This window comes from Bartonella sp. ML70XJBT.G (genome assembly GCF_028618575.1).
GTDB lineage: Bacteria > Pseudomonadota > Alphaproteobacteria > Rhizobiales > Rhizobiaceae > Bartonella.
The window spans coordinates 48,837-71,450 of record NZ_JAQITA010000010.1; the positions used below are offsets into that span (position 1 = coordinate 48,837).

16 protein-coding genes, 2 pseudogenes and 1 riboswitch are annotated in these 22,614 nt (G+C 38.4%); of the genes and pseudogenes, 5 read left to right on the forward strand and 13 right to left on the reverse strand.

Annotation, left to right across the window (positions count from 1 at the left end; translation table 11 throughout):
- Window positions 1-1,702 precede the first annotated feature (1,702 nt).
- The gene (locus PVV64_RS05995; protein ID WP_273760217.1) at window positions 1,703-4,420 is read left to right on the forward strand and encodes an autotransporter outer membrane beta-barrel domain-containing protein; all 2,718 of its coding nucleotides are present in this window, start codon (window positions 1,703-1,705) and stop codon (window positions 4,418-4,420) included.
- A gap of 1,474 nt (window positions 4,421-5,894) precedes the next feature.
- Here PVV64_RS05995 and PVV64_RS06000 read toward each other — a convergent pair.
- The 4 genes from PVV64_RS06000 to PVV64_RS06015 all read right to left on the reverse strand — a co-directional run bounded on the left by PVV64_RS06000 (window position 5,895) and on the right by PVV64_RS06015 (window position 11,168).
- Complete coding sequence (locus PVV64_RS06000) at window positions 5,895-6,866, reverse strand: WD40 repeat domain-containing protein (protein WP_273760218.1); 972 nt, start codon at window positions 6,864-6,866, stop codon at window positions 5,895-5,897.
- A 10-nt stretch (window positions 6,867-6,876) separates the two neighbouring features.
- Complete coding sequence (locus PVV64_RS06005) at window positions 6,877-7,899, reverse strand: GTP-binding protein (RefSeq protein ID WP_273760219.1); 1,023 nt, start codon at window positions 7,897-7,899, stop codon at window positions 6,877-6,879.
- Window positions 7,900-7,915: 16 nt separating this feature from the next.
- The gene (locus tag PVV64_RS06010) at window positions 7,916-8,653 is read right to left on the reverse strand and encodes a creatininase family protein (RefSeq protein ID WP_273760220.1); all 738 of its coding nucleotides are present in this window, start codon (window positions 8,651-8,653) and stop codon (window positions 7,916-7,918) included.
- A gap of 1,201 nt (window positions 8,654-9,854) precedes the next feature.
- The gene (locus PVV64_RS06015) at window positions 9,855-11,168 is read right to left on the reverse strand and encodes an NAD(P)H-dependent oxidoreductase (protein ID WP_273760221.1); all 1,314 of its coding nucleotides are present in this window, start codon (window positions 11,166-11,168) and stop codon (window positions 9,855-9,857) included.
- A 168-nt stretch (window positions 11,169-11,336) separates the two neighbouring features.
- On the opposite strand from PVV64_RS06015, the gene PVV64_RS06020 reads away from it, so the two are divergent.
- Window positions 11,337-11,816, forward strand: coding sequence for a MaoC family dehydratase (locus tag PVV64_RS06020; protein WP_273760222.1), 480 nt, complete (start codon window positions 11,337-11,339; stop codon window positions 11,814-11,816).
- Window positions 11,817-11,823: 7 nt separating this feature from the next.
- Here PVV64_RS06020 and PVV64_RS06025 read toward each other — a convergent pair.
- The 4 genes and pseudogenes from PVV64_RS06025 to PVV64_RS06040 form a co-directional block, all read right to left on the reverse strand.
- Window positions 11,824-12,059, reverse strand: a pseudogene (locus tag PVV64_RS06025) (ABC transporter permease); the annotation flags it as partial.
- An 803-nt stretch (window positions 12,060-12,862) separates the two neighbouring features.
- On the reverse strand, window positions 12,863-13,522 hold the full coding sequence (locus PVV64_RS06030; RefSeq protein ID WP_273760223.1) for a methionine ABC transporter permease: 660 nt from the start codon (window positions 13,520-13,522) through the stop codon (window positions 12,863-12,865).
- On the reverse strand, window positions 13,515-14,549 hold the full coding sequence (locus PVV64_RS06035; RefSeq protein WP_273760224.1) for a methionine ABC transporter ATP-binding protein: 1,035 nt from the start codon (window positions 14,547-14,549) through the stop codon (window positions 13,515-13,517). Before PVV64_RS06035 ends, PVV64_RS06030 begins: the two co-directional genes overlap by 8 nt.
- Window positions 14,550-14,555: 6 nt before the next feature.
- Window positions 14,556-15,374 (reverse strand): MetQ/NlpA family ABC transporter substrate-binding protein, encoded by an 819-nt coding sequence (locus tag PVV64_RS06040; protein WP_273760225.1) that lies wholly within the window; start codon window positions 15,372-15,374, stop codon window positions 14,556-14,558.
- Between the two features lie 508 nt (window positions 15,375-15,882).
- Here PVV64_RS06040 and PVV64_RS06045 point away from each other — a divergent pair.
- On the forward strand, window positions 15,883-16,509 hold the full coding sequence (locus tag PVV64_RS06045; protein WP_273760226.1) for an SH3 domain-containing protein: 627 nt from the start codon (window positions 15,883-15,885) through the stop codon (window positions 16,507-16,509).
- A gap of 337 nt (window positions 16,510-16,846) precedes the next feature.
- Here PVV64_RS06045 and PVV64_RS06050 read toward each other — a convergent pair whose 3' ends face one another.
- The 5 genes and pseudogenes from PVV64_RS06050 to PVV64_RS06065 all read right to left on the reverse strand — a co-directional run bounded on the left by PVV64_RS06050 (window position 16,847) and on the right by PVV64_RS06065 (window position 20,421).
- Complete coding sequence (locus PVV64_RS06050) at window positions 16,847-17,878, reverse strand: aspartate-semialdehyde dehydrogenase (RefSeq protein WP_273760227.1); 1,032 nt, start codon at window positions 17,876-17,878, stop codon at window positions 16,847-16,849.
- Window positions 17,879-18,779: 901 nt separating this feature from the next.
- Window positions 18,780-18,992, reverse strand: a complete 213-nt coding sequence (locus PVV64_RS06055; protein WP_273760228.1) for a hypothetical protein — start codon at window positions 18,990-18,992, stop codon at window positions 18,780-18,782.
- A gap of 18 nt (window positions 18,993-19,010) precedes the next feature.
- Window positions 19,011-19,112 (reverse strand): annotated as a pseudogene (locus PVV64_RS10450) (helix-turn-helix domain-containing protein); the annotation flags it as partial.
- A 425-nt stretch (window positions 19,113-19,537) separates the two neighbouring features.
- A complete protein-coding gene (locus tag PVV64_RS06060; protein ID WP_273760229.1) occupies window positions 19,538-19,744 on the reverse strand; it encodes a Trm112 family protein in 207 nt (68 codons plus the stop codon).
- Between the two features lie 14 nt (window positions 19,745-19,758).
- Window positions 19,759-20,421 carry an LON peptidase substrate-binding domain-containing protein gene (locus PVV64_RS06065; protein WP_273760230.1) on the reverse strand — a complete coding sequence of 221 codons (663 nt, stop codon included), beginning with the start codon at window positions 20,419-20,421 and terminating at the stop codon, window positions 19,759-19,761.
- 460 nt (window positions 20,422-20,881) lie between these two features.
- Window positions 20,882-20,982: riboswitch (glycine riboswitch) on the forward strand.
- 137 nt (window positions 20,983-21,119) lie between these two features.
- Here PVV64_RS06065 and gcvT point away from each other — a divergent pair.
- The gene (gene gcvT, locus PVV64_RS06070) at window positions 21,120-22,238 is read left to right on the forward strand and encodes a glycine cleavage system aminomethyltransferase GcvT (protein WP_273760231.1); all 1,119 of its coding nucleotides are present in this window, start codon (window positions 21,120-21,122) and stop codon (window positions 22,236-22,238) included.
- 6 nt (window positions 22,239-22,244) lie between these two features.
- On the forward strand, window positions 22,245-22,613 hold the full coding sequence (gene gcvH / locus PVV64_RS06075; RefSeq protein WP_273760232.1) for a glycine cleavage system protein GcvH: 369 nt from the start codon (window positions 22,245-22,247) through the stop codon (window positions 22,611-22,613).
- Window position 22,614: the final 1 nt, after the last annotated feature.

Genomic DNA, 22,614 nt, shown 5'->3' on the forward strand with positions numbered 1-22,614 from the left:
TCATTGTTTTGCTCTTTAAATGAAGAGTACTGAGTACAGAAGATTCCGTTATTTTTATTTCTCTTCTGATGAATTCACAAAGTCATTTACAGGCGTTTCACAAGGTGGAATGATCTGTGGATGTACACCATTTTAGAAAGGATGAAGGAGACCATTTAGAATCATTTTAATAAAAGGTATTTATGAGTGTTTTGATTTTGAAAATAAAATGGTGGTGCCGCTTGTAAATCAACATCTGAACTTAATGCAGCCGCATGTTTGAGAACATGGTGGTCTGCTGTTGCGGCTTTTGTATGCCAAATGGAGCAAGAATATAGCCTATTTGTGTAATTTTTGAAATGGGAAACAACTTTATTTGGGGAGAATATAAAGTAAAAACCAGTTTCCAACCTTACCATCATCCTTTAATTTAGTTTTACGGCTTTCAAAAGCATTTAGAGAAAATCTTTTAAAGAATGGAGATTATTTATTGCCTCACACTTTAGTTTTTTACATTATTTAATGGAAGCATGATTGAATGAAGGCATATCCCTTACGAAGAATAAAACGCCATTGTGTTGCACATTCACGGGCTTGTTAAAAAAACACTTCTTAAGGCTCCCAAGCACATTTCGTGATGGCACCTGTGAATAGTATGATGATAAAGCTATTGAGCACTACTATCTTTATGCTTATAAAAAAGGCAGGTTGACATCATTATACTCTTTTTCAGTTCTCAATGTTCCTACAGTTTTTGATATCTGAAACAATTCATGAAGGGCATTTTTACTCGTTTTCTGTAGTTTTACCCGCATGTTAGCATCGCTTGTGACGTACAAATGAGTGGTTTTGATTGATTTAATATAGGAGAGATTTTAAATGGGAAAATCTTACGCTATTTGGGGGTAATTCAATATAAAAACGCTAAACTATCTTTATGAATCAATATAGGGAGTCTTTTACTTCCTTCAATGTAAAAGTGGTTGTATCCAATAGATCTATGCATCTTTATAGGGAATATTGTGAGATGTAATTTTGGGCAATGTGAGATGTAATTTTGGGCAATGAAAGATATTTTTTAAGAAAGTGTGTGAAAGAGTCCGCGTAGTAATGTGCTATTTTTATGTATTTGCGATCCCATTGAAAAATGCGATAAATAAAAACGTGAAATAATATATCCATTTTTTAAAAGCTTTGCTCTAGATGCTTTTGTAAGCCCTAAAATTGAATTAAAGGATGATGATAAGGCTGGAAACTGGTTTTTACCTTTACAACTTTATACTTTTAACTAACTAAGATTATATTTATTTATTAAGAGCCTAAATTAAGACAAATATAGGCTATAGGTTTTCCCTCATTTGCTATACAAAAGCTGGTGTTGCTTATAGAGCACTAATGCGCTTCATATTTGTCTAAAAATGTAGTGAAATGAATTTCAAATGCTGTTTTTAAGGCAGTACCTTAATTACATCTTTCACGAATACAAGCGTGCTAATTAGTATTTTTTCGTGCATTTCACGTCGTTTTCAGTGGTATTTTCATAAGTTTTTATAAAAATGACAAATTTAGATTGTAGCTTTTTAATAATTTCTATTTCTCATTTACATAAAATACAAAATAAACTAATAAACATAAAAAATACAACAAAGTGTATTAATTTTTTTGATGCAGTTTGGCAAAATATCAATCTTTTAAACAAGTGGGGGATAAATATGGTGGAATTATGGTAAAGATATTTAAAAATCATCTCTCTTTATGTGCTTTTACAACGGCATGCCTTTTTTTTGTACACAAGGTTGATGCCGAGGTTCAAACCGCTGCCGTTAATTCGGTGCAAGCGAATGCTTCCGCTGCTACTGCTGTTGTAGCGCAAAATGGTAAGAATGAATTTTCATGTAATACGGACGCTCAATTTTTTTGGTGTAATGGGGGGAGTAGGGGATTTATTTCTCATAAAACTTATCAGAAAACCAAGGATAACACTAAAGAAGCAGCTATAAGGGCATCTGGGAAACTTACAAATTGGAATCGTACAACGATTAAAGGGGATAATATTACCATTAAAGATACTGCAACTGTTGGTGAAGGGGGCTTTTGGCTGTATGGTATCATGGCAGATAATTTGGGAGAAGTTAGTATAGAAGGAGGAACGATTGATCTTACAAAGGGTGTTGGAGTTCAAACAAAAGAAGAAGGACAAGTTAGCTTAAAAAATGTTTCCATTACTAAAAATAGTAGCCAAACAGACAGTGGAGGTCATCATAGGAGGAATTCAGCTTTTCAGATGTCTCAAAATGCTGGCTATATTCGTTTTGAGAATGGGCAAGTTAAAGTTACGAGTGCCCATGGTGTTTCATTTCAGGGAGAGGTTGGTTATATTGATATGATGGATTCCACTGTTGTTGTGGAAGGTAATACATCCTATGGCTTCCATTTTTTTGAGGGGGAAGCATCTGAAAGTCAGAAGAAAAATACCAGACCTTATGAGAAAGATAAACTTTATAGCTTTTTTGGGGAGGGCGCGTTATTTGGAAATTTGCCAGAAACGAATTTACCAAAACGAGGGAGTGCTCATTTATACAAGACCACTGTTAAAGTTCCAAACAGTGTAGCTCTTTATAGCAGCAAATCTGGTGGTCTTATCAAAATTTTAGAAAAGTCTGAAATCTCTGGGGATTTATTGTTAAAGGCTGAAGATCATTCTTTTATAAAGGTTTCGGCTGATGATTCTATGCTTGTAGGGGGGGTCCATCTTGATGGTAGCTCTTCTGCTGAATTTCGCTTAAGAGATAATTCAAAATGGATTTTATCGCGACCCAAAAATGTCAGTTTGCGAGATTCTCGTTCTATGAGTCTTTCGTCGATTTCATTGATACATCTTATTGATAGTTCTATCACGTTCGAACAACCAGAAGCTGACATAGCGACTGATTATCAAACGCTTCGTATTGGAAAAGGGTCAGGTCTGGTTTATAAGGCACAAGGTAATGCGCGTCTCTATTTTAACACTTACCTCAATAGCGGGGGGATTCTCCAAAATCAAAAAACGGATAGGCTTTTAATTCATGGTGATGTTGAGGGAAAGACGATAGTACATGTACAAAGTGTTGCTGGAAGTCTAGGGGAAGGCACTGGGAAGCATGGAAATAACAAAGGAATTTCAATTATTCAGGTGTCTGGAAGCGCAAGTCAAGATTCTTTTAAGTTAGATGGTGATTATGTTGCGTTGGAGGGGTCACCTTATCAATATAGGCTCCGTGCTTATGGTCCAGGGTCTGATTTAGGGGAGGCAAGTTTTGCTCAGAGATTAGTTGAAGGTAAAGAGGATTTTTGGGATTTCCGCCTTGAGAATGGGTATATTGATTCCCATCCTAGCTCTAGTCTAGCTCCTAGTTCTACGTCTGTGTTCGGTTCTTCCCCCGGATTTAGACCCATTGCTGGTCCAGATTTGGAACATCATTCTGAGTTTATGAGAAAGGCTGTTGTTCCGCAATTGCCAACCTATTTGCTTTTGCCCAATAGTGTATTCCATGCCGGTTTGGTTGATATTAGCAATCAAAATAAGCAGTTGGAAATACAGCGGAGTATATCCAATGGAATGCTAGATGTTAGTGCAAATTCTGTTTCATTTTTGCGTGGCTATGGTGGGAGTTACCGTTATATTTCAGATTTATCTCTATTCGAATATGGTTATAAAGGCGATTTTAGTTATCATGCTGTAGAGGCGGGTATTTTATTGCAACAGATTGAAAACTCTAACAGTGTCATATCTTTTGGAGTTATGGGATCTTATGGAAAGCTTTCCTTACAACCTGTTGATGTTGAACAAAGCCAAGAAAGCACATTTGATAAATGGACAGCTACAGCATATGGTAGCATGCAGCATGATGCGGGCTTCTATGTAGATGGTCTTTTATCCTATGGTGTGGTCAAAGGTGATGTTTTCACTCTTACACGGGGTAAGACGGCAACATTGAAGGGTAATCCTTTAAGCGTTTCCTTGACGGGTGGTAAGACAATTGCAACAAGGTATGCAGGATTTGTCGTAGATCCGCAGGTTCAGGTTGTTTATCAACATCTCCAGTTTGAGAAAGCCCGTGATATTGACAATTTTGACATTGAAATGGGTAAAATTGATCAGTGGATAGCACGTGTTGGTGGACGCGTAACCAAGACGCTTTCTGTATCTAAAAAAGATCTTGATGTTTCTTTATATGGAAAAGTTCATCTTGTTCATGGTTTTGAAGAAAAGAAATCTGTACAGTTTAAAGATACTTTTCAGTTAGGTTCTTTTGGTTCTTCCTTAGAAGCTGGGGTTGGTTTTAATGCTCAGTTGTCGCAAAAATTTGTCTTGAATGCTGATCTGATTTATCAGCATAAGCTCACAAAGGGTGGCTTTTCGGGAATAAGTTTTTCTGGAGGATTGCGTTATCGTTTTTAGTTTTATTATAGAGTGATTCATTCTTTTAAAACCACAGGCTGTGCCTGTGGTTTTTTTCTTTCTGCCTATTATTTTTTAGCTTTTAACAACACATTTTTTATTTGAAAAATGTTTACTCTTTTTCTCTTATCAAGAAACAAAACTCTTTTTTATACTGATGGGTTTCAATTGTTACTTTTTGTTGGGATTTTTCTTAATACATACAAATTGATAAACTTTCTTTAGAGAATAGTTTTGAAGGATGAAGTTTCCTTTATTTTTAGTTGTTTTTTACGTGTTTTGTTAATATTACAATCTTAAGTGTAATGCTTTTAACTTTATATAAAACAAAGAATGAATCAAAGAAAATAAAATACAAAATGTTTTATATGCGTCGCATCTAATAAATAAATTGAGAGCAATGAATCAGAACCTTGTTTCTTATTTCTATGTGAAGGGGAAGAAAGTTTGTAGAAAATTATGATCAAAATATCTAGAAATCATCTTTCTTTATGTGGTTTTATAATGATTATTCTTATTTTTGTATAGAATGCTCATGATTAATTTGTTGTGGAGAGGTAATTTTCATGGAGTGAAAATGCCTCATTGATGTAGCCATAGAGGCGTGGGAAAAAGACACTGATTAAGGTCAATATTGTCATCATTAAGAGTGTTTTGTATGTAATGGTTATACAAGAAAGAACTCTTAGTAACGGGTATGAAAATCTGACAGTGGTGGGTGTTGCCCTATTCAATTCTGTCTTAAGGGGGACGATAGGTGTCGAATAATGGGGAGGAGCATTTGAGATACGAGAGGAGATGGTTGATGCAATCCGAATAAGGGACAGAGTGTTTTCTCAAGTGTGATTTGTTTTTTATATGTAGAAATTAAAACGGATACCGATGTGAGAAGTCTTTAGAGTCATAACGATGCAAAAATAGAGATGAATTTTACCAATGGTATTGGACTTTCAACAACAGTGGGAGGAATGATTATTCTAGAGAGTGTTATGATGTTGTGATAGCGCTCTAGCATTGAAATGGTTCATAACAGGCATTTTTACTTCTTTCGTATACAGTTTCACTTATATGCCAGCCTTGTTGTGGTATGCAAGTAAGTGATTTCAATTAATTCAATGTGATGAGCGATTATGATGTGAGAAACGTATAGTATGAGAAGTATGACGCAAGTTGAAAAACATTAATTTATTATGATAAATCAATGTATTGTTATAATGGAAAGAAGAACACAGGTGATAGGTCATTCTAGAAAAACACTGCTTTTTCCATGCTTTAAGAATGAGGCGTAATTGATTTTCAGGAGGGGAGTGTTGATGTAATGATGCACCATGGAGTTTGATGAGAAGACAATAATAATGCTGCATATTTCAAATATTCCACTGTTGCTGTTTAGAGAGAAAGTGGAATTTTGTATTCAATTATTTCTGGAGGGGTGAAGGGTGGTTTTTATTTGCAATGATTGTTATTGTTTTTCTTAAGCAGAGATGTCAATGATGCCACATTCACCACTTTCACTGCCAAAGGCGAGATTATGTCCCGTCTGATCCCAGCTTAGCGCTGAGATGGCAGTTTTCCCATAATCTTTGAGAAGGATTGCTTTTCCGTCGCGAAAATGAGCACATAAAATCACCCCATCGTTAAAGCCTATTGCGACAATTTCTTCGCTGGGATGGCATGAGACGGTGGTGACAAGTGCGTTTGCTCTTGTACCGAGTTCTAGTGGTGTTTTACCCATAGGACCCTCTTTTGTATGAAAGGGCCAAATAATTGCCGCTGATGCCCCTGATGTTGCGAGCCACTTGCCTTTTGCATTCCAAGACCAGCTTTTGACCTTGCTTGGATAGCCACTCATGCGTAAATGCTGATTATCGGCAAGACGCCAGCCATGAAGGGCGTTTTCTTGCATGGTAGAAATGACATAGCGGTTGTCTGGTGAGAAGGTGACATTAAAATGCGCTCCTTTCCATACCAGTGTGGTTGGAGCGGTTTGCGTTGAGAGCCAATGGAGGGTAACACCATTGTAATGGGCAACGGCAAGTCGCAAACCCTTTGGGGAAAAAGCAAGACCTTCTACACTGCGTTCATGAAGGTGCTCTTGTTCTCCTTTCCCAACATTTGCCCATGTGAAACGTGAGGAGGCAAAAGCAAAAGCTTTTTTTTGTCCAAAAGCAACTTTGTTTATCCATTTGCCTTTTCGTTCTCCTAGCACTTGTGTGTGACCATCTGCTGTTGTTTGACAGACTTTGCCATCTTCTCCACCAGTGATGATTGCTGTATGATCAGGGGAAAAATCACTGGAAATAATTCCGTGGTGAATTTCCATAACTTGAGGGGTTGGGGTTAAAAAAACAATAAAACCTTCCACGGAAACGAAGGTTGCTTTATTGTCTATAAAACCGCAGGAGAGGCAGTAGCCTTTAAGATCATACTTGGTTATGCTTGGCATTATTACTCACTTACGCGCAATTTTCAAAACCCGTTCTCAGTTTTTCAGCATCAAGGGTGCGGCCGATAAAAACAAGTCGGCTTTCACGTTTTTCATCTTCACTCCATGGACGTTGATGCTGTCCTTCAAGAATCATATGTATGCCTTGTATCACATAACGATCATCATCTCCTTGAAAGGCGATAATCCCCTTTAAACGTAAAATATTAGGACCTTGTTGCTGTGTAATCTGTTGTATCCATGGAAAAAACTTTTCTGGTTTAAGAGCCCCTGTTTTTAAACTTACAGACGTAACCGTAACATCATGAATGGTAGATATGTGTTGATGATCATGATCACAACCTGGACCACAGACATGATCTGAATGGTGATGATCTAGAAAATGAGGATCATTTTCTAGAGTGCGCTGAAGATCGAAGGAACCAAGATTGAGAAGTTTATCAAGAGGGATCTTGGCACGCTCTGTGGCGTAAAGCACTGCGCGCGGATTAATTGCCAGAATAAGCGATTCAACATGGGCACGCTCTTGTGCATTAACGAGATCAATTTTATTTAAAAGAACAATATCTGCGAAGGCAATTTGGTCTTCAGCCTCACGGCTTTCTTTAAGTTGAGAAGGTAAATGTTTAGCATCAACGACTGCTATGACACTATCAAGAGCTGTTTTTTGCTGGACAGTATCATCCATGAAAAAGGTTTGTGCGACGGGAATAGGATCAGCAAGTCCTGTTGTTTCTATAATGATTGCATCAAATCGGTGAGAGCGCTGCATTAAGCTTTCTAGAATACGAATAAGATCGCCGCGCACAGTACAGCAAACACAGCCATTATTCATTTCATAAATTTCTTCATCCGATTCAACAATAAGATCATTATCGATGCCAATTTCACCAAATTCATTGACGATGACTGCGTAACGTTTGCCATGATTTTCGCTGAGAATGCGATTGAGGAGAGTGGTCTTTCCTGAGCCAAGATAGCCAGTGAGAACAGTAACGGGAAGTTTCTTTGGTGTATTTTGTGTCTGTTCCATGGAGGGCCTTTGATCATTATGCGTTTATGTTAAATCGATTGATATCATCAAGTAAGTCACGCAGCCCACAAAGAACATGAGAAAAAATTGCCTCACCTGCTTTTTGGGTTGCTTGGCTTGCATTGCCTGCTGCTCCTTGGGGATTGAGATCACGCATCATCCACCCAAAAGCATGGGGACCATAAGCGCGTAAATACCGATAATTGGCAATCATATCAGCTTGCTTGTTATGAAAATTTTGTGCTTTTTCCATATGCACTTTTTCTGGTGCTAAATAAAGCATTAGGGAGGTTTCGATAAATCCTCCATGGATATCAAGGTGCTGTTGAGACGGTTCCATCAAACCTTGTGGTAGGCCAAAACGACTCCAGCTTGTTGCCACCGCAAGCATTGAAAAACGTCTTCGTAATTCGGTAATCACAATGCTTATTAAAGGGGAATTGCCCCCATGCGCGTTGAGAAGAAGAAAACGTTTCATACCTTTATGATAGCAGCTCTCACCAATATTGATCCAGCGTTCAATAGCATCAGAAAAGGTGAGGGTTTTTGTGCCTGTAATATCCATATGTTCTACAGAATAACCAATTTTTTCAACCGGTAAGAGTGCAATCCGAAATTGCTCTTTTGTTTGTAGGATGAGTGCTTTTGCAAAAGCTTCAGCTATAATCCAATCGGTTTCAAAGGGAAGATGACTTCCATGATATTCGTGGGCGCCCAAGGGCAAAAGAGCAAGAGAAGGCGTGTTAGATACCATAAATTTATTGCCTAAAAGAAAGTCGATAGAGACAAAGTGATCAAAATGGTAGAGTCGTTCCTCGTATCCTAATCTATCTATGGGAGAAACGCAAATAGGAGCCTTTTCATCTCAAATATGTGGGCAATGAAGGTGAGAGATTTATGAAAAATGATGAAAATTTTCTTGAGAAAAAGTACGGTAATTTTGAGGATAATATAAGGCTCTCAATATGCAAAGAGAATATATAGTTTGTAAGATTTCCTGTTTCTCTCATATTGAAGGACAAGGAGATTAACTTTTGAAAGAGTAAAAGACATGTCTTTATTTTCAGGATTTTCGGTGTTATAGGTATTATTTCATTGTTTTTTCTTTAATGACAGGAAATATACCGAGCACTGTAGTTTTTATTATAGCGTTATTATTTCTCATTTAGAAAAAGTTTCACCGATCTAATCAGAAGATTTTGTTGTTCATTTTATTGATTGAGAGAAATGAATATTTTAAATAGTTTATTCTGTATCAAATATGAAAGTCACTAAAGACAATATATGATATTTTGCTATTGGCCAAAGTTCAATATTTTTCAATTGATATTTTTTTAGTGAGAGAGTTTGCGTTCTCTTTGACAGTAGGTTATTTTGTGCTGGCAAGTTTGTACCGTCTTTCCTTTACCATATCCTTATGGTGCTCTCTATTTTTAAGTCTGTTATGGACAACACATTTGAACATTTTTTATGCTTTCAAATAGGTATAAAACAAAAAATATTCTTATGTTTGGAATTTTAAGGCAATTAAAAAATGATAAATGATCATTTATCAATCAACGCGTTATTTTGAAAAGATCTTTCTTTTTATCTGTAATGCACGTAAGAACGCTTGCTATATAAAGAATAATGCAAAATCTAGTGGGTATGATTATCTTATTTATGTAGCTACAAATGGGCTCTATCCTTCACTTTGCTCGCGTTCAATGTTGTGATTGCTTTTACATGAAAATGGCTTGATAAGATATTTTCTTCATAAAAAATTTTATCTACGCGTTTGTGTTATTTTTGAGGTTAAATGAATGTTTTTATTCATTTATCAGAAGGGGAATAAGAAGAAGTGAATTGTAGCGTATTTAGTCTTTGATCCAAGTTATAGAATGATAAAATTATTTTTGTAATTTAACATAATAAAGATGATAAGGGATTTTTGAGGCCTTCGTGGAAGGAAGGGGTTAATGAAGCAGAAGGTCTTGTTTGGTGCGAAGGCGTGCAATCCACTGATCTTCACGAATCGCAGTATTATGCACCGTAATGAGTTCATTTTTTTTGATTTCAGCAGTTACCGTTGCTTTTTCTAGAAGTCCACAAGGAATGGCTTGCTGTGCACGAGCTTCTGCATAATTCATGATCCAAGCACGATAACTATAAAGACCAATAAAGTCTAGCTGATCGCCAGGATGTAAATCTTTTTTAGCAACAGCACAGACTTCTGCAACAGGATGGTTCAGTGGTGCCATATCTTTTTTGCCATAAAGCATAATCCGTGCACAGGTGAGTGGAACTTCCATTGCTGTTAAATGATAAGGACGGTGAAAGGTAAAGTAAGGTCCTTGCCCCATTTTTAAATCTTCCATACGCTCGCGTAGACGAGGATGCGCTACTTCTGCAATGACAAAAACACCTGGGGAAACACCTTGTCCTGTGGAATAATCCACAACACCATAGTGTTTTAAAAGGCCACCATCTTGTTGGGGAATAAGTACTTTGTTTAAATCTTGCAATGCTGCGTGTGGTCCATGCATGCCTGGGCAATCAGGAAGAAGCCCAGTGGCGTTGGCAATTGCTGCCATTTCAACCATTGTTTTTGAACCATCAATAAATTCAACGAGCATACGCACATTCATATTACGTCGTAATGCTTCTTCTTCGTAAGCATCGGGTGTCGCATCAAAGAGGAGGGGATTATTTTTTCCCTTTCCAGCGGCAACAATCTTGTGTCCAAGAGCTGAAACAAATTCAATGAGCTCCATACAAGAAGTTGGTTCATCACCAGCACCAAGTGTATAAATAAGACCTCGTTTTTCTGCTTCATGTTTCAGATAAGTGCCGATCGTAACATCTGCTTCAACATTCATCATGACAAGATGTTTATTATTTTCCAGTGCTTTGATGCCAATTTCCGCGCCAGCTTCAGGATAGCCTGTGGCATCAACGATAATATCAATTTGTTCATGGCTTAAAACAAGGTTGATATCATCTGTTGCGGCAATCAAACCTTTTTCAAGAGTTTTGGTTAGAGCTTGAGCATTTTCAACTGCACGTACATATCCATCTTCACCATAGGCTAGTGTTGCGGCATCAAAAACACGCGAAGGCGTTCTGGTGGCAACGGCTGCAACTGTTATACCATCCATATGCGCAACACTTGATAGCAAATCTGTTCCCATTTCACCGCAACCAATGAGCCCAATACGGATGGGTGGGTGGTTTTCTGCGCGCTGCTTCAAATCGTGCGCTAAACCAGTTAGGTTTACATTACTTGCCATTATTTTTTCCTATTTACACATTACCTTATTAAAAGAGTATTGTCTTCCTTGATAAGGCGCATTTGCTACTTAAAATAGTTTGTCTTTTATTCTTGATGCTCTAATCAATGGGTTTTATAAAAGCAAGAGGAATGGGGTACTTTTAGCACATAAAACAGGAATAGCGTTATGCAGCCAAAAATAGCAGTACAAGATGTGGCCAATTTTATTGGGAAGGAAGTAGGGTTATCGCAATGGCGTCTTGTGACACAGGAGATGATTAATCAGTTTGCATGTGCAACAGATGATCACCAATGGATACATGTAGATGAGGAAAGGGCAAAAAAAACCCCTTTTGGTGGCACTATCGCTCATGGTTTTTTAACCTTATCACTTTTGTCTACGCTTGCTTATGAGGCGCTTCCAGAGTTGGAAGGGGCAACAATGGGGATTAATTATGGTTTTGATAAGGTACGCTTTATGAGCCCTGTGAAAACAGGTGTACGGGTGCGTGCTCGTTTTGTTTTAAATGATGCTGAAGTGCGTCCTTCTGGTCGGGTTGTTTTTCATTATGGTGTTACGGTGGAAATTGAACAGTTAAAAAAACCAGCCCTTACAGCTCAGTGGCTTATTGTTGCTATGGTTGGGGAGAACCACACAAATTCCTAAATTATTTTTAGTGCTTTGTTTCATCAAGCTTTTGTACAATTTTATCAGAAGTCCATTGGGTAATGACGTTGAAAATGATTAAAAGAATGATAACACTTGTCATGATGGAAGTCTTATAACGTTGGTAGCCATAAGCGGATTGCCATGTCGCCTAAACCGTCTCTACCAAGATATCCAGCAAGTGAAGTGGCTCTGATGAAGAGAAATCATCATGTCTGTAAAACCGGTGAGGAGGCTAGGAATGCTTCTAGATAAAAAACAATTGCCATCTTAACCGCTATTTTGAGTTTGGCTTTACGGCTTTCAAAAAGCATCCACGGCGGTATTTTGAATAGAGATTACGCATTACTTCATACTTTCGTTTCTCATGTTTTTAGGGGGACAAGACCATCATGCAAAATACCATTGTGTTGTTATTTTATGTGCTTGTAAAAAACATTTTTTAATGTACCAAAGCTCATGATATGAAAGTACTCGTGAATAGTATAACAATAAAGTCGTTATAGCGCATCACTTTTACGCTTATGAAGAAACAAGCTGGCATCATTTACTTTGCTCGCTTTCAATGGTGCGGATAGTCTTTGCGTTTGAGAGCATTCATGAGAGGCATTAGGGGCTTATATAGTTTCTACTGAGATGCCGGTTCTGTTTTTGATGTGCAAAGAATAGTTTTGATTGATTCAATATAAATGAGGTTTGAAATAAGAGTCTCGTACGATATTTCGGTTTTTCATTTGGCATGTAAACAAGACATTATGATTATAAATCAATGCGTTGATAGGAATAAGAACACGCCTGATCCTTTGTAGACTAACGTTTCATTATAGAGTGGATAGCTTTGATGTCTTTTTTTCAACTGTTTTAAAGAAACGTTCGGTTATTCATGCATAAAAAGGGATCGCTGAAAGGATAAGGATGAAGATTGCCGAAAATATCCCTATGCTTTTTTCTATAATTATATGCGTTCTCGAGAGAGGGGCAAAGGGCACTCATCATTAAAAGGCGTTATGGTGTTTGGTAAACAGTGTATGAATGCCTTAATTATTTTAGTGCTTTGTTTTATCCAGCTTTTGTACAATTTTATCAGAAGTCCATTGGGTAATGACGTTGAGAATGATTAAAAGAATGATAACACTTGTCATGATGGAAGTATTATAACGTTGGTAGCCATAGCGGATTGCCATATCACCTAAACCACCTCCACCAAGATATCCAGCAAGTGAAGTGGCGCCTATAAGAGAAATTATCATGACGGTAAAACCGGTGATGAGACTAGGGAGTGCTTCAGGAATGAGAACATGCCTGATAATTTGCAAACGGCTTGCCCCCATGGAGCGGACAGCTTCAATGAGGCCGTTTTCAACGGTTTTGAAAGAAAGTTCGGCCATTCTTGCGTAAAAAGGAATAGCTGAAATGGTGAGGACAAAGATGACTGAAGGCATTCCTACACCTCTTCCCACAACCATACGCGTAATCGGAAGAAGATAAAATGCAAGAATAATAAAGGGAATGGCGCGAATACTATCAATGATGATGCTCAAAGGGCGATTGATAAGAGAAGAGGAAAAAATTCCTCCACGTGCGGTTGTATAAAGTAGAAGACCAAGGGGAAGCCCTATTATAAGTGCCATCAAAGAAGCACTTATTGTCATTAATATTGTATCAAGAACGGCACTTGGGAGTTCATGAGAGAGAACATTAAACATAACCTAAAACCTCGCAATATCGCCCTTGTTCTGTCAACCACTGAACAGCCTTTTCTAAAGCTCCTTTATCTTTTGCCGGAAAACCTAAGAATAATCGCCCAATAGTTTCACCTTGGACTGTATCAATACCACCATGTAAAATACGTGCTCTAAATCCGGTTTCATCTTCCAGAAGGTTGAGAAAAGGTTTTTGGGCAATCTCACCGGCAATATTGATTTCAATGACAGCCTCATTGCCTATAGATTTAAGATTTTTGGCAAATTTTTCGGGAAGTTGTGGGGTGACAAGCTTGAGCATGGCAATGGTTGTATCATCTTGCGGTGAGGTGAAAATATCTTTCACACGTCCTTCTTCTACAATGCGTCCTTGATTGAGAACAACAACACGATGCGCAATGGTGCGCACAACTTCCATTTCGTGGGTAATAAGCACAATGGTGAGATTAAGGCGATTATTAATATCGGCTAGAAGTTCTAGAATAGACTGTGTTGTTTCAGGATCAAGAGCAGAGGTTGCTTCATCTGAGAGCAATATTTTAGGATTAGCGGCTAGAGAGCGGGCAATACCAACCCGTTGTTTTTGCCCCCCCGATAGTTCTGCTGGATAACAGTATTCTTTACCAGATAATCCCACCAATTCAATGAGTTCAAGGGCACGTTCGTGGCGCTGTTTTTTACTTATACCACTTAACTTTAAGGGCAGTGCAATGTTATCGAGAATATTTTTCGATGATAAAAGATTGAAATGTTGAAAAATCATGCCAATCCGTTGGCGATAAGGTGCCCATTCTGTCTCTGAGAGATTGGAAACATCCACGCCTTCAAAAAAAATGGATCCTGAATCAACTTGTTCTAACCCATTTAAACAACGAATAAGTGTCGATTTTCCTGCTCCACTGCGTCCAATAATACCAAGAATCTCACCGGCATGGATAGCGAGGGAGAGGTTATTCACTGCTGGAATACCAGCCGTTTTGTTAAAACAACGGCTGATATTTTTTAAGGAAATAAGAGCGGGTTTTTCCATTTACAATTACCAAGATGTTTTGGCTGCTGGGCCAAAAATTTCTTTGATTTTTGCACGGACAGGTTCGCTATTGTAAGCAGCGACCAATTTCTTGACCCAAGGTTCATCTTTTTCGCTGGTGCGTACAACAATGATATTATTATAAGGATTATTTTCAGCCTTTTCCCACGCGATTGCATCTTGTTGTAAGTCTAATCCGGAGACCAAAGCCCAGTTTGTGTTTATAACGGCAATATCAAAATCATCAATTGCTCGCCCTAACATACCAGCATCCAATTCACGAATTTGCAAGTTTTTAGGATTGTCAATAATATCAAGGGGTGTTGCAAGAATATCGTGAGGATCTTTGAGTTTAATAAGACCTAACGAATGGAGAAGAAGTAAGGCTCTTCCACCATTTGTTGGATCGTTAGGAAGACCAACATGTGCCCCATCAGACAATTCTTTTAAGTCTTTGACTTTGTGTGAATAGACACCAATTGGGGCAAGAAATGTATATCCTACGGTTGAAAGTTTGTAACCACGCTGTTCCATTTGATTATTCAGATAAGGTGTGTGCTGAAAAGCATTTGCATCAATTTCTCCAGCATTCACAGCATCATTGGGGAGGGTGTAATCAGAGAAATAAACAAGTTCAATCTCTAAACCGGTTTTTCTAGCTTGTGCAGCTGCGACTTGCCAAATAGTTGCTTCATGCCCTTCCATAACACCAAGTTTTATTTTTGATTTATCTGCTGCCATGGAAAAGGCACTGGACAAAAAAAGTGCAAAAAGAGAAAGGAGGAATCCGATCGTAGTACTCCGGAATAATTTTATTAATGTCATGCGCTTTTGTCTTTCTTTTGCTTTTCCAAGAGATTTCTTAAGAGGGGACTTAATATACTCTCTATTTTTTTAGAGAGATTCGAGACTATAAAAGCTTTATAAAATATTCAATTCTTTTTATGCAAAAAAGAGTATTATTTTTCTATACTCGTCAGTATTCTTTATAAACAATATTATAGGCAAGCAACATTGCTCTTCAATTTTGGCAATAAATTCTTCTCTTATCATGCTTTGTTTGGGGAACCAAAGGCCCTTTCAAAACTTCTTTAAGTAACGATTGCTTATAGCACCCCGCGGTCAGACGACGTTTGGTGGTAAATCCATGAGGAGAATAGTGCGCAATCAAGACAATAGGCTGTGTTTACTGGGCGGTTAGGGATGAACTTTTCTCGAAATGTGGTGAATTTCTTTGAGTAGGCAAAGAATGGATCACCACTTGACTTAAACGCGGTAAATTTTTGCTAAGGTCAATATTTTGTCCTACGCATTTTAGAGAGGAAGAAACATAATGTTTAAAAAGAATTTTCTATCAACAACACTGATTTTATCGGCTTTAGGGGGAGTGGGGCTTGGAGTAACGACTGCCTATGGAGCGGTTGGAACTGTTGCTCGTGTGGCGTCAGGTCAGGCGGTTTTACGCTCAGGTCCGGCAGCAGCTTATAAAGTTATTGCAACCATTCCAATGGGAGAAAAAGTACAAATTAATGGCTGTCTCTCCAATAAAACTTGGTGTTCGCTTGGTTATAATGGAAAGGTTGGTTGGGTGTTTGCACGTTATTTAAACGTCAATAATGTTCCTACGATCTCTTTTACAGATATGCCTGTGAAGCCAAATTCTACCATAAAAACACAAAAGAAAAAGGTAAAGCAGATTGTTTCTGGTTTTAAAAATTTTGCAGTGCCTGAAAAAACACGGAAAAAGGCACAAAAATTCTACAGAACCGATATGATTATTGATTCTACAGGTGTTAAAAAAAGGGATGAACAAACGATTTTTAATCCATCAGCAAAGGCACAGGGTGTTTCTGTAAAGCACGTAAGCGCTTATAATCCCTTTTTTCCTGAAGATGTCAATTTCAAAAATTTTGAACGTAATGAAACACGCTATCGTGTTGTAACATATCCTGCTCCATAAGAGAGAAAGAAATCCAATAACCTATCCCATTACGCCGTAAAAACACTGTCATTTGGGATATAGCGATATAAGGCGTATAAGACTTTACACATTCAAGTATTTTTAGAATATATGGTAGGCCTTCAGGGAAGGATTTACAGTCTTCTGTCAGTCAATCATACAAATGCTCAGCAGGTGAAATCTATAAGACAAAAAGCTGGTTATTTACAAACTAGCACGAGGAGGAGGCTTCGTCATTTGTGGTGGGGGAAGGAAGTCAGTAGATAACGGTGGTTGGCAGGAGTTACGAAAAATAGAGCAGCATCAAGCATTCTTTTGCTTTATGCTGCTTTTTTGTTTAATTTGCTGACTTAGGTTTTATTAAGTTACGGGATGCCAGTAATTCCGCAATTTGAACAGCATTCAATGCGGCTCCCTTTCTTAAATTGTCCGCAACAACCCAAAAAGCTAAACCATTTTCAACGGTGATATCTTCACGAATACGGCTAATAAAGGTGTCATCTTCTCCCGTGCTTTCATAGGGCGTTATATAGCCACCATCTTCGCGTTTATCAATCACTTGGCAGCCAGGTGCATTGCGTAGAAGGGTTTGTGCTTCAGAGACACTTAGAGGTTTTTCAAATTCAACATGAACGGCTTCAGCATGACCGATAAAGACAGGAACGCGAACAGCTGTGGCTGTTAACTTGATTTTAGGATCAAGAATTTTCTTTGTTTCAGCCGTCATTTTCCATTCTTCTTTTGTATAACCATCTTCCATGAAAACATCGATATGGGGAATGACATTAAAAGCAATGCGTTTGCTGAATTTTTTTATTGTGATGGGATCGGCAACAAAAACAGCTCGGGATTGTTCAAAGAGTTCATCCATTCCTTCTTTACCGGCTCCAGAAACCGATTGATAAGTGGACACAACGACACGTTTGATGGTTGCTGCATTATGGAGGGGCTTTAACGCTAGAACAAGTTGAATTGTTGAACAATTGGGATTAGCAATAATATTGCGCTTGGAAAATGCGTCAATGGCTTGTGCATTGACTTCAGGCACAATCAACGGGATATTTGCATCATAGCGCCAAGTGGATGAATTGTCGATGACGACACAGCCCGCAGCAGCGATTTTTGGAGCATATTCTTTGGAAATACTTCCTCCCGCAGACATGAGACAAAGATCCGTGTCAGAAAAATCGTAACTATCAAGCGCTTTTACTTTTAAAGTTTTATCACCATAAGAAACTTCTTGCCCTAATGAACGCCGTGACGCTAAAGGAACAACTTCATGAGTAGGAAAACCACGTTCTTCTAGAATTGTGAGCATTTCACGACCAACATTTCCTGTTGCGCCAACAACTGCAATTTTAAAACTCATTTTTCTATACTCCTGTTCCTCTCTCGATCTTCTCCCCTTGGGCTATACTCAGGAGAAGGCAACTTGGTCAAGGAATATTTAAATGAATATTATTTTTAGAAAGTTCATTTTTGCCGCAGCTTCAATTTGTTTATGTCAATTCTAAGCAATAGCCAACAGAGCGGTTTATTTTAAATCTACTTTTCTTTTGAAATTTTGAGAGTTACAAAATCAAATACTGATACTAAGCTGTATCAGTATTTTTTACAGTCTTCTCATCTCGTGAATTCTTCATTTTTATATGCATTGTTTTCTTGAGAAGTTGAATGTTGTGACGATTGCTCCGTGCATTGTATTGGTAGAGTTTTTTATATTTCATTTGGTTTAAGTATTTATTGTATAGATAGGTTCTCATGGGGGCATGTTTGTCGTGAAGAACAGATACCATTGTGTTGCATATTGACGCCCTTGTTTTAAAGAGATCTTTCTTAAGACACTTATGCTCATTTCACGATGGCTATCATGAATGGTATAAAGCCATTATGTACTCCCATCTGTGCGCTTGTGAAGGAGCAAGCTAGCAGCATTATTTCCTTTACCAGTTCTCAATGGGGTGAAAGCTTTTGTATTTAAAAGTGTTTATAAGAGGCACTTTTTATACAGTTCTTACTCACACACAAGCTATGCTTGTGACGTGCAAGGGGATAGTTTTTGCTGATTTAATGGGGAGGAGTTAAAATAATAGAGTATTTTACGATCTTCGGGAGAGCATTCAATATGCATGATAATAAATGATCATGATAAATCAATTTGCTATACTATGAAGGCACAGGCGTTGTTTGTCGTGATTGTTTTTTTCTTATGGTATTCAAATCAGCTCTCTTGTTATAAAGCTTTTTATTTAAGAAAGTTTCAGTGTAATTTATGAAAATAAGCTGCTGTTTTCTTCATGAGAAATTAATTGCAAGATTGCTCTTTGTTTTTTGCGGGTAAGCATTCTGAAATTTTTTAAAAGCAGAGATTCCGCTTTGCTCGATATTCTGTCATCATGGGGATTTGTAGTTTTTTCTTTTGTTGCGATATCAGCATAAAAGAAAGAAACAGGTACTTCCAGTATATCGGCAATTTCTTGCAAGCGTCCTGCACCGACACGATTTATGCTTTTTTCATATTTTTGAATTTGTTGAAAAGTAACACCTAAGCGACTGCCTAATTTTTGTTGAGAAAGCCCTATGATGCTTCTTCTGAGACGAATTTTTTGCCTACGGAGTTATCGTTAAAATGTGGATTTTTTGCGCGCACTTTCTTCCCCTTTGAATGCGAGCGCCCTCGCATTGGTATTCCGGGGGCTGGAAGTGCTGACATCGAATCAGCCTCTTGCTTTTAGTGCTTGAGAGCACTTGTACATAACAAGAGCCCCCGGAAATTCCGGGATATCCGCAAAGCAGATCTATTCTGTGTTCGATGTTAGGGCTTCCAGGCCCTATTGATCGCTGCGTATACGACCAATATCACAGGCTCATTCATAAGATAATTCTCTCAAATCGTCAATTAGAATTAAAGGGAGATGCTTGTTGATTTTTTTGCAAAATTTACATGCAATTGTTGCAATGCATTTCTCTGTTTTGATGAGATTTCGATATAACAGGCTTTTACAGAAATAAACTGTGCGAAGATTTGTTATTGTTCGTATGTTGCTTTTTCATTGTCTTGTAGAGGACGCGCTTCAGAGGCAAGCATAATGGGAACGCCGTCGCGAATGGGATAAGCAAGTTTTGCTTTGAGTGAGATTAATTCTTGCGTGTTTCTGTTCAAGGAGAGAGTTCCTCCTGTGAGAGGACAAACAAGTAATTCAAGCATTTTGGGATCGGTAGTCATTTTTTTCATATTGCAATATTTATTTAGTTTAAATGGTAATCTGCCCCTGTTTGTTTCATGAGTGAACGCTCCGTTAAAGCAAGCAAAGTTTGGGCGCGACTGTCAATATCTGGAGCCTCTAATAGAGCTTGTTTTTCTGCCGGTGTAAAGGGGATAAGGGCTGAAAAAGCATTGACTAATAAAGGGGTGGGCGCTTGTATAATACTGCTCCAATTATATTCCATTTCATTTATCGTGAGATATTTTTCAACAATATTGAGCAAATTGTCTCGATTAATGTTTTCTGCAATGTCAGGCTCTTGTAAGTCTTCGATGTTTGAGCGAATGAGAGCGGTTCGATAAGATTTTGTATTCACGAGTTCCTGTTCTAAGGTAAAGCGGCAAACACCTTGTAAGATAATGAAAAGTTGACCATTTCCTGTTTCATTGTAGTTTGTAATGCGCCCTATACAGCCTATTTTGTAAAGTTGTGTGGAAAAGCGGTTTGTATCCGATGATAGTGGTTGGATAATTCCAATTAAACGATTCGTTAGCATAACATTTTCAACCATTTCGAGCGCTTCTGGTTCAAAAATATTGAGCGATAAAAAACCACCTGGTAGCAAGAGTGCACCCTCTAGCGGGAAAAGAGCAATTTGCTTTGGGAGATCATTTTCGCAATTATAATGGATATTGCCTGCTTTCATGAGTATTTTGTAACCTTTATGTGATGAAGTTTGGTACGTAAATAATCGCACTTTATGACGCTATTGAGAGACAAAAATTTACAGAAAAGAAAAATAAATCTCTTGTGCGTTAAATTATTGGATAAAATATTTGAAATTTTTACCTCTTTAAAAAATACAGAAACTCTGTGGTTTAAGGTTGTACTGTGCAAGAGGGATATTGCTTGGTGTTTCTTTTAAGAGGGCAAAACCTTGCCTTTTCTCAAGTTGTATTTTTGTTTATGTCCCTTGATTTTTTTCCTTTATTCCTGAAACAGGGACATTTACGGGTTTTAGAATGCTCAAAAGGCTCACTATTATAATTCTTTTACAACAGTCTATGCAAGTTTAAAATGAGAGCGCTCTCATCACTTTATTAATGACAGCATGATAAAGATAGGCTATAGGTTTAAAAATGTCGGAAAGAGCGTATCGTTTCTTTCATTCTTTTGCGGGAGAGTGCAGACTGCAAGCTTTTGCGTATGCCGCCGAAGGGGAAAATAGCCCATAATCTCTCAGGCTTTAAAGGACCGTAAAAGAAGAAAGACAGATCTGGAAAGTCGGAAAGGTCCGCGCCGAAGGTGTAAGCGAAAGATCTTTTCGCGAGTCTCTCAGGTTTATGACAGAGGGGTGCAGAGACAGCCATATTGTATGGCGTTAGCGCGACTTTTGGAGATATTATGGGTACATCACAAGAATTTGAAACACTTTCTTTAAAACGACTTCCTTTACATGAATTGCATGAAAAAGCTGGAGCAAAATTTGGCGCTTTTGCAGGCTGGAACATGCCTTTGACTTATCCTCTTGGTGTTTTGAAAGAGCACCTTCATACGCGTGCACATGCAGGGCTCTTTGATATTTCTCATATGAAATTGATCGCTGTAGAGGGACCACAGGCAGTGGAATTTTTATCCTATGCTTTTCCTCTTAATGCTGCACTGTTAAAGATTGGTCACTCACGGTATAATTATTTGCTGAATGAGCAAGCTGGCATTTTGGATGATCTTATCATTACCCGTTTGGCAGAATGCCGTTTTATGTTGGTTGCGAATGCTGGAAATGCAGAAGGCGACTTTGCTGAATTGCAAAAGCGGGTTGTTGGTTTTGACTGTCAGGTGACTGCTCTTGAAAGGGTCTTGCTTGCTCTCCAAGGTCCTCAAGCAGCCGCTGTTATGGCTGATGCGGGGATATCTGGTAATGAACTGTTATTTATGCAGGGGTTTGAACCACAACAAGATTGGTTTATAACCCGTTCTGGTTATACGGGGGAGGATGGTTTTGAAATTGCTCTCCCCATAGCGCATGCGGCTGCCGTGGCTGAAAAATTTCTCCAAGATTCTCGTGTTGCGTGGGTTGGACTTGCGGCGCGCGACAGTCTTCGGTTGGAAGCAGGGTTGTGTTTGCATGGCAATGATATTACGCCTGATACCACACCCATTGATGCCGCGCTGACATGGGCTGTGCCTAAAAGTGTTCGAGAAGGGGCACAATTTTATGGAGCAAAGGCTTTTCTTGAAGCACTTGAGAGAGGTCCTTCTCGTTGTCGTGTCGGATTAAAACCGCAAACACGTCAACCTATTCGTGCGGGCGCGGTGTTGCTCGATGATGAGGGGAATCAGATTGGGGTAGTAACATCAGGTGGTTTTGGTCCTTCTTTTGATGGTCCTGTAGCGATGGGTTACGTTCCTGTTGGTTGGAAAGTGGAAGGAACAGAGGTCTTTACAGAGCTGCGTGGCAAAAAGATCGCACTATCTGTTCATTCACTTCCTTTTGTTGAACAACGTTATTTTAAAGGATAATTTTCTATGTTTAAAACTTATTTTACAGAAGATCACGAATGGCTTTGTGTTGAAGGACAAGTGATTACGGTTGGTATCACACATTATGCCCAAGAACAGTTGGGGGATTTGGTTTTTGTTGATTTACCGCAGATAGGCATGCAACTTGTCAAAGGTGATGCTGCTGCTGTTGTGGAATCGGTGAAAGCAGCTTCTGATGTTTATGCACCTCTTGATGGTGAGGTGGTCGAAATAAATGAGGCATTGGTAGATAATCCTGAATTGGTAAACCAGAAAGCCGAAAAAGAAGGTTGGTTATGGAAAATGACCTTGCAGGATGAAACGCAACTTGAAGGGTTGATGGATGAGGCTGCTTATAAGGCATTCATTGGATGAG

Bases quoted from the DNA above. Each gene is read 5' to 3' on its own strand.
- PVV64_RS06035 (WP_273760224.1), bottom strand. From the start codon at position 14,549: ATGGAAAAACCCGCTCTTATTTCCTTAAAAAATATCAGCCGTTGTTTT.
- PVV64_RS06040 (WP_273760225.1), bottom strand. From the start codon at position 15,374: ATGACATTAATAAAATTATTCCGGAGTACTACGATCGGATTCCTCCTT.
- PVV64_RS06060 (WP_273760229.1), bottom strand. From the start codon at position 19,744: ATGAAAAAAATGACTACCGATCCCAAAATGCTTGAATTACTTGTTTGT.
- PVV64_RS06045 (WP_273760226.1), top strand. From the start codon at position 15,883: ATGTTTAAAAAGAATTTTCTATCAACAACACTGATTTTATCGGCTTTA.
- PVV64_RS06010 (WP_273760220.1), bottom strand. From the start codon at position 8,653: ATGGTATCTAACACGCCTTCTCTTGCTCTTTTGCCCTTGGGCGCCCAC.
- PVV64_RS06015 (WP_273760221.1), bottom strand. From the start codon at position 11,168: ATGGCAAGTAATGTAAACCTAACTGGTTTAGCGCACGATTTGAAGCAG.
- PVV64_RS06065 (WP_273760230.1), bottom strand. From the start codon at position 20,421: ATGAAAGCAGGCAATATCCATTATAATTGCGAAAATGATCTCCCAAAG.
- PVV64_RS06005 (WP_273760219.1), bottom strand. From the start codon at position 7,899: ATGGAACAGACACAAAATACACCAAAGAAACTTCCCGTTACTGTTCTC.
- PVV64_RS06020 (WP_273760222.1), top strand. From the start codon at position 11,337: ATGCAGCCAAAAATAGCAGTACAAGATGTGGCCAATTTTATTGGGAAG.
- PVV64_RS06050 (WP_273760227.1), bottom strand. From the start codon at position 17,878: ATGAGTTTTAAAATTGCAGTTGTTGGCGCAACAGGAAATGTTGGTCGT.
- PVV64_RS06030 (WP_273760223.1), bottom strand. From the start codon at position 13,522: ATGTTTAATGTTCTCTCTCATGAACTCCCAAGTGCCGTTCTTGATACA.
- gcvT (WP_273760231.1), top strand. From the start codon at position 21,120: ATGGGTACATCACAAGAATTTGAAACACTTTCTTTAAAACGACTTCCT.
- gcvH (WP_273760232.1), top strand. From the start codon at position 22,245: ATGTTTAAAACTTATTTTACAGAAGATCACGAATGGCTTTGTGTTGAA.
- PVV64_RS06000 (WP_273760218.1), bottom strand. From the start codon at position 6,866: ATGCCAAGCATAACCAAGTATGATCTTAAAGGCTACTGCCTCTCCTGC.
- PVV64_RS05995 (WP_273760217.1), top strand. From the start codon at position 1,703: ATGGTAAAGATATTTAAAAATCATCTCTCTTTATGTGCTTTTACAACG.